Source organism: Cellulomonas sp. P5_C5 (assembly GCF_054049655.1).
Map to the genome: position 1 here is coordinate 10,923 of NZ_JBFULY010000022.1, position 11,558 is coordinate 22,480.

The 11,558-nt window shown below is 73.6% G+C and carries 13 protein-coding genes; 6 read left to right on the top strand and 7 right to left on the bottom strand.

The features are described 5' to 3' along the window. The first annotated feature begins 98 nt into the window (after positions 1 to 98). A complete protein-coding gene (locus ACXJKF_RS16200) occupies positions 99 to 1,256 on the top strand; it encodes a serine hydrolase domain-containing protein (RefSeq protein WP_456788741.1) in 1,158 nt (385 codons plus the stop codon). Here the strand turns inward: ACXJKF_RS16200 and ACXJKF_RS16205 are convergent, their stop codons facing one another. Genes ACXJKF_RS16205 through ACXJKF_RS16220 form a run of 4 tightly spaced genes read right to left on the bottom strand, consistent with a single transcriptional unit; the run spans position 1,257 to position 3,679 of the window. Then, complete coding sequence (locus ACXJKF_RS16205; RefSeq protein WP_456788742.1) at positions 1,257 to 1,628, bottom strand: PRC-barrel domain-containing protein; 372 nt, start codon at positions 1,626 to 1,628, stop codon at positions 1,257 to 1,259. Then, positions 1,615 to 1,998, bottom strand: coding sequence for a hypothetical protein (locus ACXJKF_RS16210; protein ID WP_456788743.1), 384 nt, complete (start codon positions 1,996 to 1,998; stop codon positions 1,615 to 1,617). The genes ACXJKF_RS16205 and ACXJKF_RS16210 overlap by 14 nt, the downstream gene beginning before the upstream one ends. Further along, positions 1,995 to 3,224 carry an NRAMP family divalent metal transporter gene (locus ACXJKF_RS16215; RefSeq protein ID WP_456788744.1) on the bottom strand — a complete coding sequence of 410 codons (1,230 nt, stop codon included), beginning with the start codon at positions 3,222 to 3,224 and terminating at the stop codon, positions 1,995 to 1,997. The genes ACXJKF_RS16210 and ACXJKF_RS16215 overlap by 4 nt, the downstream gene beginning before the upstream one ends. Continuing rightward, positions 3,221 to 3,679, bottom strand: a complete 459-nt coding sequence (locus ACXJKF_RS16220) for a hypothetical protein (protein WP_456788746.1) — start codon at positions 3,677 to 3,679, stop codon at positions 3,221 to 3,223. The genes ACXJKF_RS16215 and ACXJKF_RS16220 overlap by 4 nt, the downstream gene beginning before the upstream one ends. 81 nt (positions 3,680 to 3,760) lie before the next feature. On the opposite strand from ACXJKF_RS16220, the gene ACXJKF_RS16225 reads away from it, so the two are divergent. From ACXJKF_RS16225 to ACXJKF_RS16245, 5 genes are read left to right on the top strand one after another with little or no spacing between them, the layout of a single operon-like run. Further along, entirely contained in the window at positions 3,761 to 4,786 is a 1,026-nt protein-coding gene (locus ACXJKF_RS16225) for an NAD-dependent epimerase/dehydratase family protein (protein ID WP_456788747.1), read from the top strand. Between the two features lie 29 nt (positions 4,787 to 4,815). Beyond that, positions 4,816 to 5,313, top strand: coding sequence for a DsbA family protein (locus ACXJKF_RS16230; RefSeq protein WP_456788748.1), 498 nt, complete (start codon positions 4,816 to 4,818; stop codon positions 5,311 to 5,313). Beyond that, positions 5,310 to 6,095 (top strand): SDR family NAD(P)-dependent oxidoreductase, encoded by a 786-nt coding sequence (locus ACXJKF_RS16235; RefSeq protein WP_456788749.1) that lies wholly within the window; start codon positions 5,310 to 5,312, stop codon positions 6,093 to 6,095. Before ACXJKF_RS16230 ends, ACXJKF_RS16235 begins: the two co-directional genes overlap by 4 nt. After that, complete coding sequence (locus ACXJKF_RS16240; protein WP_456788750.1) at positions 6,095 to 6,520, top strand: SRPBCC domain-containing protein; 426 nt, start codon at positions 6,095 to 6,097, stop codon at positions 6,518 to 6,520. The genes ACXJKF_RS16235 and ACXJKF_RS16240 overlap by 1 nt, the downstream gene beginning before the upstream one ends. Next, complete coding sequence (locus ACXJKF_RS16245; RefSeq protein ID WP_456788751.1) at positions 6,517 to 8,244, top strand: threonine/serine ThrE exporter family protein; 1,728 nt, start codon at positions 6,517 to 6,519, stop codon at positions 8,242 to 8,244. Before ACXJKF_RS16240 ends, ACXJKF_RS16245 begins: the two co-directional genes overlap by 4 nt. Positions 8,245 to 8,266: 22 nt before the next feature. On the opposite strand, the gene ACXJKF_RS16250 is transcribed toward ACXJKF_RS16245, so the two are convergent. From ACXJKF_RS16250 to ACXJKF_RS16260, 3 genes are all read right to left on the bottom strand, one after another. Further along, entirely contained in the window at positions 8,267 to 8,548 is a 282-nt protein-coding gene (locus ACXJKF_RS16250) for an isoamylase early set domain-containing protein (RefSeq protein ID WP_456788752.1), read from the bottom strand. A gap of 106 nt (positions 8,549 to 8,654) precedes the next feature. After that, complete coding sequence (locus ACXJKF_RS16255; protein WP_456788753.1) at positions 8,655 to 10,001, bottom strand: M20/M25/M40 family metallo-hydrolase; 1,347 nt, start codon at positions 9,999 to 10,001, stop codon at positions 8,655 to 8,657. 50 nt (positions 10,002 to 10,051) lie between these two features. Further along, on the bottom strand, positions 10,052 to 11,458 hold the full coding sequence (locus ACXJKF_RS16260) for an anaerobic C4-dicarboxylate transporter family protein (RefSeq protein WP_456788754.1): 1,407 nt from the start codon (positions 11,456 to 11,458) through the stop codon (positions 10,052 to 10,054). Positions 11,459 to 11,558: the final 100 nt, after the last annotated feature.

The following is an 11,558-nucleotide window of genomic DNA, read 5'->3' on the forward strand; positions in this document are numbered from 1 at the left end:
ACCGTGGGGTCTGCCCCACCACGGCTCGGGGGAGTGCTCCATGGTGGGCCGGGTGCGCGCGTCGAGAGGCTGGGATCACCCGAACACGAGGAGATCTCATGACAAGGCAGCAGAGCAAGGTCCGCATCGCGGTCACGGTCGCCGCCGCCTGCAGCGTCGCGGTCGGCGCCGTGATCAGCGGGACGCCCGCGTACTCCGAGGGCCGCGGCCCCCGCGACGTCGTCCAGCGCGAGCTCGACGGGCTCGTCGGTGACGCCGGCTTCCCCGCCGCGCTGGCCACCTACCAGGACCCGCGCGGGCGCAGCCGCGACTACACCGCGGGCGTCGGCGACCTCAAGACCGGCGCCCGGGTGCCGCTCGACGGCCAGGTCCGCATCGGCAGCAACAGCAAGACGTTCGTCGCGGTCGCGCTGCTGCAGCTGGTCGACGAGGGAAAGGTCGACCTCGACGCGCCCGTCGAGACGTACCTGCCCGGGCTGGTCCACGGGGACGGCGTCGACGGCACCCTCATCACCGTCCGGCAGGTCCTCCAGCACACCAGCGGCGTGCCCAACTACACCGCGGTGATGGACCTGGACTTCTTCGCGACGCGGCACCACTACGTGGAGCCGCGCGAGCTTCTGGACCTCGCGCTGACGCAGCCCGGCACGCCGCCGGGGGTGGGCTGGTCCTACAGCAACACCAACTACGTGATCGCCGGGCTCATCGTGCAGAAGGTCGCCGGCCGGCCGCTGGCCGAGGTCGTCACGGACCGGGTCATCGAGCCGCTGCACCTGCGCGACACGTACGTGCCCGACCGGGGCGAGGAGGAGCTCCGCGAGCGGCACCCGCTCGGGTACCACGCGGCGGAGCCGGGCGGGGAGCTGCGGGACATCACCGTGCTCGACCCGTCGTGGGCCTGGGCCGCGGGCGACATCGTCTCGACCCCGAGCGACCTCGACGCGTTCTTCGTCGCCCTGCTCGGCGGGGAGCTGCTGCCGCCCGAGCTCCTCGCCGAGATGCAGACGACCGTCGAGACCGCGCCGGAGCTGCACGGCATGCGGTACGGGCTGGCGCTCTTCAGCACCCCGCTGAGCTGCGGTGGCGTCGCCTGGGGGCACGGCGGCAGCATCCCCGGGTACGAGACCGGGGGCGGCGTGGGACCCGACGGGCGGTCGGTGACGGTCGCGGTGACCGCGTTGCCCGCGGCCACGGCCGACCCCGAGGCCGCGTGGGAGCGGATCAACCAGGCGGTCGACGCCGTGCTCTGCGCGTAGTCACGTGGCCCGGTGCAGGTCCGGGCGCTGCGACGGGCGGCCCGGCAGCTCGGGGGAGAGCTGCCGGTAGCCGTCCCGCAGCCGGACCGCACCGGGTGCGACGGTCTCGACGTCCGACCAGCGCACGAGGAACGTCCCGCGGTGCCGCCACCGCAGCCAGCGGGCCACGAGAGCGGGGGACCGCACCCCGGTCCGCTCGTAGCCGAGGAACGAGGTGCCGGTCCGCGGGCTGACCAGCAGCCCGTGCAGGCGCGGTGCGGCGAGAGTCCCGTCCAGCGGGCCGTCGAGCACGAACCGGACGTCCACCACGTAGCCGAGCGGCTCGTCGGCTGGCCCCCGGACCGGGGCGTCGAGCAGGTCACCCAGGATCATGGCGACCTCCCGGCAGGCGTCCGATCACGCGGTCACGGACCCAGCGCTCGGTCCACGTCACGTCGAGCGTGTCGCCGCGCACGCCGAGCGCCACCGTGGTGCCGACGTCGGCGACGTGGGTCCACCGGATGCGGTGCCACCGCGACGACGGCGGCCGCCCGCCGAAGACCCGCGTGGCCAGCACGGCGCCGGAGAGCAGCGACGTGACGACGGCGGTCGTCGTCCCGTCGGGCAGGTCGCTGCCGTGCACCTCGAGGTCGTCGACGGTGCACACCGGCACGCCGTCGACGTCCAGCACCTGCCGGTCGAGCAGGTGCAGCCGGGCGTCGAGGACGAGCCCGGGCGGGTGCTCGTCGGGCGGAAGGCTCATGAGCCCGCTCCCGTCGCGATCATCAGGGGGATCGCGGCGACGGACGCCGTCACGATGATGACCAGGTACACCAGCGCGAGGGCGTTGGTGACCCGACCGTTGACGTGCTCGCCCATGTACTCCGGGTCGTTGGCCACGAGCAGGATGGGCAGGTACGTCAGGGGCAGCGCGATCGCGGAGAACACGACCGAGAACTCCGTGATCTTGATGGGGTCGACGCTGGTCATGAGCACCGCCCCGGCCACCAGGATGCAGATGATCATCGTCAGGTGGAACCGGGCTGCCTGCGCCGGGCGACGGAACTTGCCCCACGACCAGCCCATGAACTGCGCGAGCGTGTAGCCGCTGGACAGGGAGGTCTCCAGGGCGGCCCCGAACGTCGCGGCGACGATGCCGACGATGACCACCGCGAGCGCGAGCTTGCCGCCGGCGAGCGCGACGGGCAGCACGATCTGGGACAGCGACGAGACCTCGATGCCCGCGGGCAGGAACACGATCGCGGCGCACGCGGCGATGGCGACGGACAGGATCCCGCCGAACGGGAAGCCGACCAGGACGTTGAGCCGCGACTGTGCCAGGTCCTTGACGGTCCACCTCTCCTCGACCGCCCCGGAGGAGAAGAAGAAGACCTCGTACGGCGTCATCGCGGCGCCGAACAGGGCGATCGCGTAGTACCAGTAGACGGCGTGGCCCTCGGCGGCGGGCACGGTGGGGGAGAACGCCTGGTCGGCGAGCTCGGACCAGTCGGGCCCCAGCAGGAACACCGCGACCGCGAACCCGACGAGCGTGAGCCCGACCAGGCCGGTGACGTTCTCCATCGTCGAGAACTTCGTCCGCCACACCACCAGCCACAGCGCCAGGGCCGCGACGGGGATCCACAGGCGCGGCTCGACGCTGCTGGCCAGCTGCAGGGCGAGCGCGATGCCGCCGACCTCCGCCGTCAGGGTCAGCAGGTTGATCAGGAACGACGCCGCCAGGTTGGCGCCGGCCGCGCGGGGCCCGAGGCGCTCGCGGATGATCTCGAACGTCGCCCGCCCGCTGACCGCGGCGACCCGCCCGGACATGCTGGCGAACAGGCAGATKCCGACCACGCCGACGACGACCACCCACGCGAGCGAGAGCCCGAACCGGCTGCCGACCACCGCGTTGGTGACCAGGTCCCCGATGTCGAGGAACCCGCCGATCGCGGTGAGGATGCCGAGCGCGACACCGAGGAGCCTCTTCACTCGCCGGTCACCTCGTCGAGCGCGGCGGTGAGGTCCTCGAGCGTGGCGGCGCTCGCGTCGAGCGCGGCGACGACGGCGGCCTCGTCGGAACCGGCGCCGACCGCCCACCCCCGTGCACCGGCGACCGCCACCTGTGCGTCGCGGACGGCCGTCAGCGCGTCGCCCTGCCACGCGGCTCCGGCCGCGTCGGCCGGCACGAGGGTGGCGACCGCGTCGGCGGCCTCCGCCAGCACGTGCACCTGGTCGAGCAGGGCGGTGTCCGTGACGGCGGCGCTGGTCCGGTCGTCGCCCAGGAGCTCGGTGGCGAGAGTCGCGGTGCCGACCGCCGACGACGCCTGCTCGAGCGGGGCGGTGAGCGCCCGCGCATCGTCGACGGCCGTCGCGGACGAGCCGACGGCGCACCCGGCGGCGACGGCGACCGCGACGAGCCCCGGGAGCACCCGAACGACCCGCATGGACGCATCGTGGCTCTCCGCGCGGCTGTTCGCGCGTCGAGCAGGGATGCGGGCTCGGGCAACTGGTGCGAGCGTGGGCCCATGAGGGTCGTCGTGGTCGGTGCCAGCGGCAACGTCGGCACGGCGGTGCTGCGGCGGTTCGTCGACGACGGCACGGTGACGTCGGTCGTGGCGGTGGCCCGCCGGGTCCCGAGCGGCACCCCTCCGCTCCCGTACGCCGTCGCGTCGTGGGTGGCGTGCGACGTCGCTGAGGCGGGTGCCACCGACACCCTGGCGGCGGCGTTCGCCGGGGCCGACGCGGTGGTCCACCTCGCGTGGGCGATCCAGCCGAGCCACGACCGCCGCGGGCTGCACGACGTGAACGTGGCCGGGACGCGCCGGGTCCTGGACGCCGCCCGTCGGGCGGGGGTCCCGCACGTGGTGGTGGCCTCGAGCGTGGGTGCGTACTCGCCGGCCCCCGACGACGTCCCCCGCGCTGAGGGCTGGGCGACCGACGGGGTGCGGTCGTCGTCGTACAGCGTCGACAAGGCCTCCGTCGAGCGGGTGCTCGACGAGGTCGAGGCTGCGTCCTCCGACCTCGTGATCGCCCGGCTGCGGCCCGCGCTGGTGTTCCAGCGAGCCGCCGGGCACGAGATCGCGCGCTACTTCCTGGGGCCGTGGGTACCGAAGCGGGCGCTCGACGGGTACCTCTCCACGCTGCCCTGGCCGGAGGGTCTGCGCCTGCAGGTCGTCCACGCGGACGACGTCGCCGCGGCGTTCCGGGAGGCCGTCGTGCGTCGGGCGCGCGGCCCGTTCAACGTCGCCGCCCCGGACGTGCTTCGGGGGCAGGACCTGGCGGACGTCGTGTCTCGCGGGCGGCTGACCGAGGTGCCGGTGGCGCAGGCCCGCGCGGCGGTCGCGATCGGCTGGCACGCGCGCGCGGTGCCGGTCGGGCCGGGCTGGCTGGACATGGCCCTGGCCGCGCCGCTGCTCGACACCTCGCGCGCGGAGCGGGAGCTCGACTGGCGACCCACCCGGTCGGGCATCGAGACCGTGCGGGAGCTCGTCGCCGGGATCGCGTCCGGCGCCGGGACGGCGAGCCCGCCGTTGCGGGCCCGCCGACAGTGATCGTCTGATGAACCTGGCATCCTCGACACATGACCGACGACCTCGCCGAGCGGCACGTCTACGGCCGCCCCGACGCCCCGATCACCGTGCTGGAGTACGGGGACCTCGAGTGCCCGTACTGCCGCGCGGCAGCGCCCGCCCTGCGCGAGCTGGTGGACACCTCGGACGGGCAGGTCCGGCTGGTCTGGCGGCACTTCCCGCTGTTCGAGGTGCACCCGTACGCGCTGTCCGCGGCCCTCGCGGCCGAGGCGGCCGGCGTCGAGGGCAGGTTCTGGGAGATGCAGGCCGAGCTCCTGAGCCACCAGGACCGGTTGACCGAACCCGACCTGCGGGCCGCCGCCGAGGTGCTCGGGCTGGACCCGTCCGCCGTGGCGGGCGACGCCGCTCAGGTGCATGCCGCCGCCGTCTCCGCCGACTACGCGGCGGGCATCGAGGCGGGCGTGCGGGGTACCCCGACGATCTTCGTGGACGGCACGCGGTTCCACGGGAAGGTGACGCTGGAGCGGCTCCGGGAGGCGATCGCGTGAGGACCGCTCTGGTCACCGGGGCGGGGCGGGGGATCGGGCGCGGGATCGCGCTCGGCCTGGCGCAGGCGGGCTACACCGTCGGTCTGGTCGGTCGGACGCGGGCGCACCTGGACGCCGTGGCCGAGGAGATCGGCGGCGACGTGTGCGTGGCGGCCGCCGACCTGATCGACGCCACGGCGGTGCTCGACGCCGTCGCCMGCGTGGAGGAGGAGCTCGGTGGGATCGGCCTCCTGGTGAACAACGCGGGGGTCATCGAGCGCGCCGAGGTGCCGTTCGTGGAGGACGACGTCGAGGACGCGTGGCGGGTCATCGAGGCGAACGTCCGCGGGCCCCTGCTGGTCACGCACGCGGTGCTGCCGGGGATGCTCGCGCGCGGCGACGGCCGGGTGCTGAACCTGAACTCCGGGGCCGGGCACCGCGCGATGACCGCGTACACCGGCTACGCCATCAGCAAGGGCGCGCTCGCACGGTTCACCACCCAGCTGGACGCGCAGTACCGCGACCAGGGGATCCGCGTGCTGGACCTGGCCCCGGGGCACGTCGAGACCGCGATGACCACCTCGATGGCGATGCACGAGGGCCGGACCGAGTGGACGCCCGTCGAGGCTGTCGCCGAGCTGGTCCGGGCGTTCGGCGACGGGGAGCTCGACGCGCTCTCGGGCAGGTTCGTGCGCGCGGGGACGGACACCGTCGAGTCCCTCCTGGCGGCCCTCCCGCAGATCCTCGCCACGGACGCGCGCACCCTGCGCCTCGGCACGTACGACGGGGACCCGGTCGCCTGATGGAACCGATACGCCACCAGCTCGTCGTCGCGTGCACCCCCGTCGAGGCGTTCGACGCCTGGGTCGACCACATCGGGCAGTGGTGGCACCCCGACTACTCGCCCGACGCCGCCGGCTTCCGCGGCGCGGGGATCGAGGCCCGTGTGGGCGGCCGCGTCTACCTGGTCGACGCCACGCGCGGTGAGGTCGAGTGGGGGCGCGTGCTGGCGATCGCCCGTGGTGCCCTCGTCGTGCACACGTCGACGCTGGGACAGGATCCCGGCCACCCGAGCCAGGTCTCGGTGCAGTTCGTGCCGCTCGACGAGGGCGGGACAAGGGTCGACTTCGAGCACGGCGGGTGGAACGAGGGGAACGCCTCCTTCCGGGACAAGTTCACCGAGTGGCCGCTGATCCTCGACCGGTACGCGGCGTTCGTCGCGCGATGACCGGGATCACGGTGGCGGCGGTCCCGGACCCGGGAGTGACCGGGGTCGAGGTGACCCCCGACCCCACCGAGACGACACCCCTGGAGCCGACCCCGACGCCGACGGACGCACCGACCACGCCGGCGCCCGACCCGACCGTCGCCCCGACGGAGACGACGACCGCGGAGCCGGTGCCGACCGTGACGGTGACGCAGGAGCCGGCGTCGCCCACGCCGGTGCCGACGCAGACGGTCGTGGTGGAGGTGCCGTGGACGCGCGAGCCCGCCGCCGCCAGCTCCACGATCCCGCTCGGTGCGGTCGTCACCGCCCTGCTCGTGCTGGTCGTCGCCACCACCGCCCTGGTGCTGGCGTTCCGGCGGAACCGCGGAGAGCGGCCGACGGGGGTGATCGCGGCGGCGGCGCTCGAGCCCGCCGCGTCCACGACGGAGATCGGCATCCTGGACGACGCGCACGCCCTCGCGATCCCTGGGGATCATCCCGGCGACACCGCTGGGGCCATCGAGACCGTCCGGTTCCTCATGGTGCTCGGCGAGGCGATGATCGACTCCAGCGCCCCGGTGGTCCAGGTGATCCGGACGCTCGAACGGGTCGCGGCGATCAACGGTGCCCCGGACGTCGAGGTCATCGCGCTGCCCACCGCCCTGCTCGTGTCGGTGCCCGGCCGCACCACCACGCAGACGGCCGCGTCGTCGGCGGGCTGGCGGCAGCTGCGTCTGCACCAGGTGCAGGACGTGCTCGGCGTCGCCGACGAGGCCGAGTCCGGACGGGTCGGTCCGGTCGAGGGAGCCGAGCGGATCGAGGCGGCCGTCGCGGCGCCCCCGCTGTACGACGGTCCGACCCGCGTCCTGGGGTACGTCGGCGTCTCGGCGGGCCTGGCCATGATCCTCGGCGGCGGCCTGGTCGACGTCCTGGTCGCCGCCGTGCTCGGCGCCGCGATCGCCTGCCTGCAGGTCGCCACCGTGCGGCTGCCCGCGGCCTACCAGGCGCTGGTGGTGCTGAGCTGCGCGTTCGCCGTGTCGACCGCGGTGTTCCTGCTGTCGCGCACCGGGATCGACGTCGGGCTGCTCGCCCCGCTGGTCGCCCCGCTCGTCACGTTCCTGCCGGGTGCGCTGCTCACCACGGCGGCGATCGACCTGGCCACCCGGCAGATGATCGCGGGGTCGGCGCGCCTGGCGGCGGGCGTCATGCAGCTCGTGCTGCTGGCGCTCGGCATCACCGGAGCGGCCGCGCTCGTCGGGGTCCCGGCGTCCGAGGTCGGCTCCGCGGCGTTCCAGCCGCTCGGCTGGGCGGGGCCGTGGGTGGGCGTGCTCGTGTACGGCACGGGGGTCGTGTTCCACCACTGCGCCCGGCGTCCCGCGCTGCCGTGGATCCTGCTCGTGCTCGTCGTCGCGTACGCCGGGCAGGTGGTGGGCGGGCTGTTCTTCGGCGGGGTGTTCTCCGCGTTCATCGGTGCGCTGCTGATGACCCCGGTCGCGATGTTCGCGGCCACCCGCCCGACGGGCCCGCCCGCGCTGGTCGGGTTCCTGCCGGGGTTCTGGCTGCTGGTGCCGGGGGCGCTCGGTCTGGTCGGCGTGACCTCGATCCTCGGCGACGGGGCGCAGGCGCTCAGCACGGTCGTCACCGCCGGGACCACGATGGTCGCGATCTCGCTCGGGGTCCTCGCGGGCATCGCGCTCGGCACCGCCGTCGGACGGCGCGCGGGGCTGGCGGTCGAACGCTTCTAGCCGGCCCCGCGCGACGGTCCGGTCAGGCGTGCACGACGCACCCGTCCGCGGTGATCTCGTCCGCGTCGACGTCGTCGAACCAGCGGCCGTTCTCGCCGAGGTAGCGGAACCGGACGGTCTCGCCCGCCGGCACGGTCACGGACGTGCTCGCCGTCCCGTTGGAGCGCTTGCGCAGGGGGTGCAGCCCCGGGGTCCAGCTGTTGAACGTGCCGACCACGCTGACCGGCCCGTCGAGCGCGGTCGTCGGCAGGAAGAAGGTGAGCGTGCAGGTGGCGGAGGCGGCGGAACGGGACTTCTTGAGCACGGGCGGGGCCACACTTTCCCTCGAACGGGTGAGTCAGGCGCATCGTGGCGCACCCATGTTCCGGGCGGGCTACGGCCGGGTGATCACGACGTGACGAACAGGCTCGTCACGCCCGCCCGGCCAGCGTCTGGAGCAGCAGGGCCTGGGCGACGACGAGCTTCTCGATCTCGCCGGGGTCCACGCTCTCGTCCGACGAGTGGATCCGGGAGGCCGCCAGGTCCTCCGGTCCCCACAGGATGAACTCCGCGCGCGGTGCGACGGTCTCGAGCGTGCGCAGCAGCGGGATGGAGCCGCCGCTGCCCGCCTCGCTCACCGGTCCGCCGAACGCCGCGGTCAGCGCGGCCCGCGCGGCGACGTAGGCCGGTCCGTCGGTCGCGCAGGCGAACGGCGGCGCGGTCTTCGTGCGCTGCACCTCCACCCGGGCGCCCCAGGGCACGTGGCTCTCCAGGTGCGCGACGAGCGCGTCGAGCTCCCGCTCGGGGTCGGACCCCGGCACGATCCGCATCGAGACCTTCGCGCTCGCCCGCGGGATCAGGACGTTCGACGACCCGGCGATGCTGGTCATGTCGAGACCGATCGCGTTGATCGACGGCTTCGCCCACAGCCGCGAGCCGATGGTGCCGGTCCCTGTCAGGTCGACGCCGTCCAGCATGTCGGCGTTGGAGCGGAAGTCGTCCGGGTGCAGGCCCTCGCCCTCCCACGTGCCCGACGTGACGCCCTCCACGGCCACGTCGCCCGCGTCGTCGTGCAGGGACGCGAGCAGCCGTGCGAGCGCCATCATCGCGTCGGGCGCGGGCCCGCCGAAGACCCCGGAGTGCAGGGGRTGCTCCAGCGTGCTGACCGTCACGACGCACGCCACGTCGCCGCGCAGCGCCGTGGTCAGGGTCGGCTCGCCGACCCGCAGGTTGCCCATGTCGCCGATGAGGAACACGTCGCAGTCGAACAGCTCCGGGTGGGCCAGCACGAAGGCCTCGAGGTTGCTCTCGGTCTCCTCCATCCCCTCGAGGACCAGCCTGACCGTGCAGGGCGGCTGCCCGTCGAAGACCCGCAGGGTGCCGAGGTGGGCCACCAGCCCGCCCTTGTCGTCGGCGGACCCCCGGCCGTAGACGCGTCCGTCGTCCTTGCGGGTGGCCGTCCAGGGGTCGCTGGTCCAGCCCTGCTCGGGCGGAGCGGGCTGCACGTCGTAGTGCGCGTACAGCACGACCACCGGCGATCCCGGCGGGCCGGCGATCTCCCCGTAGACCGGCGGGTACCCGGTCGGGACGTCCATGAGCCGCGCGTCCGTGAAGCCGGCCTCCTGGAACAGCCGGAGCGTCTCCTGACCCATCCGCTCCACCGGCTCGGCGGGGTACCCCGGGAACGCGATCGACGGGATCGCGACGAGCGCGCCCAGGTCGTCGAGCAGCCCGGGCATGAGGGCGGACGCCCGGGTCGCGATCTCCTGCGGATCCATCGTGTGCTCCGTTCGGTCCCGGTCGAGAGGCAGAGGGTCGAGAGGCAGAGTCAGAAGAAGACGGCGCCGATGACCGCACCGACGACGATGGTCGTCACCGACAGCACGAGCATCGGGACGAAGAAGCTGTGGTCGAGGAGCTTGGTGCCCAGCTTCGTCGTGCCCGTGAGGTCGAAGTTCGCGGCGGCGATCTGGGTGCCGTTGGCCGGGAGCGTGTAGACGCCGCCGAGGGCGCCCGCCCACATCCCGGTCACGACCCCGGGAGCGAGCCCGGCCGCGAGCCCGATCGGCACGATCGTCCGCGTCGCGGTCGACTGGCTCGTGGTGAGCGCGGCGACCATGAAGACCGCGAGGGCGAACAGGAACGTCCAGCTGGTCACCCAGGACCCGATGGTCTCCACGATGTAGGCCTCGTGGGCGGCGATGAAGGTGGCCGTGAGCCACGCGATGCCGAAGAGGGCGATCGCGGAGATCATGCCCGCCTTGAACACCGACATCTCCGGGACCTGCGACACGTCGGGCTTGCCGACGAAGAGGATGAGCACGCCCACCACGAACATGACCAGCACGATCGTGTTCGTCATGTCGAGGGCGACGGTCTCGTCGCCGACGGTGAACGACGGGCGCAGGTCGGGGAACAGGCCGAACAGCACGATCGCGATGACGCCCCCGAAGAACGCGAGTGCGGAGCGGCGTCCTGCCGGCGTGTAGGTGAGTGCGGCGGAGGCCGGTGCGGGGTCCGCGCCGTCGGAGGTGCCGGTCCCCGCGGTGGTGCGCGGCGGCCCCGCGGTGGCCGTCACGGGTGCGGGCGCGAGCAGCTCGCCCGAGGCGATCTTGGCCTGCACCTCGGGGTCGTCGTCGAGCTCCTTCCACATCCGGTTCACCACGAGCGACGTGACGATGATCCCGATCACGCACGCCGGCAGGGTGATGGCGAGGATCTGGGTGAGGCCCAGGTCGTACGGTGCGACGTCGGTCAGCGTGAGCATCGCCGCCATCGCGGCCGAGACCGGTGAGGCCGCCAGCGCGATGCCCGACTGCACGACCGTCACGGTGAGCGGTCGGGACGGGCGGATGTGGTTGCGGTAGGCGACGTCGTAGATCACCGGCATCAGCGGGTAGATGATGTTGCCGGTCCCGGCGCCCACGCAGAACGCGAACGCGGTCAGCGGTGCGATCAGGGTGATCTGCTTCGGCCGGCTCTCGATGACCTTCGCCGCGACGTACACCATCCAGTCGATGCCGCCCGCGGCCTGCATCAGCGCCGCGGTGGTGACGACGGCCAGGATGATCGCCACCGCTGCGGCGGGCGGGTCGCCCGGCGCCTCGCCGAACACGAACACCAGGACGAACGTGCCGAGGCCGCCCCACAGGCCGACGCCCACGCCACCCGCACGCGTGCCCATCACGATGCAGCCGAGCACGACCAGCGCCTCGAGCACGAAGCTGACGCTCATCCCGACCCCCCGTTGCTCGCTCGACGGCGCCCGCGGCGTCGATGCCTCTCGGCACCATCGCACCGGGCCGGGTGGGTGGTCCCCATCCCCGGCGGGGTGG

Excerpts from the sequence above, each read along its gene's own strand:
- ACXJKF_RS16200 (WP_456788741.1), top strand. The coding sequence starts at position 99 with ATGACAAGGCAGCAGAGCAAGGTCCGCATCGCGGTCACGGTCGCCGCC.
- ACXJKF_RS16205 (WP_456788742.1), bottom strand. The coding sequence starts at position 1,628 with ATGATCCTGGGTGACCTGCTCGACGCCCCGGTCCGGGGGCCAGCCGAC.
- ACXJKF_RS16210 (WP_456788743.1), bottom strand. The coding sequence starts at position 1,998 with ATGAGCCTTCCGCCCGACGAGCACCCGCCCGGGCTCGTCCTCGACGCC.
- ACXJKF_RS16220 (WP_456788746.1), bottom strand. The coding sequence starts at position 3,679 with ATGCGGGTCGTTCGGGTGCTCCCGGGGCTCGTCGCGGTCGCCGTCGCC.
- ACXJKF_RS16225 (WP_456788747.1), top strand. The coding sequence starts at position 3,761 with ATGAGGGTCGTCGTGGTCGGTGCCAGCGGCAACGTCGGCACGGCGGTG.
- ACXJKF_RS16230 (WP_456788748.1), top strand. The coding sequence starts at position 4,816 with ATGACCGACGACCTCGCCGAGCGGCACGTCTACGGCCGCCCCGACGCC.
- ACXJKF_RS16240 (WP_456788750.1), top strand. The coding sequence starts at position 6,095 with ATGGAACCGATACGCCACCAGCTCGTCGTCGCGTGCACCCCCGTCGAG.
- ACXJKF_RS16245 (WP_456788751.1), top strand. The coding sequence starts at position 6,517 with ATGACCGGGATCACGGTGGCGGCGGTCCCGGACCCGGGAGTGACCGGG.
- ACXJKF_RS16260 (WP_456788754.1), bottom strand. The coding sequence starts at position 11,458 with ATGAGCGTCAGCTTCGTGCTCGAGGCGCTGGTCGTGCTCGGCTGCATC.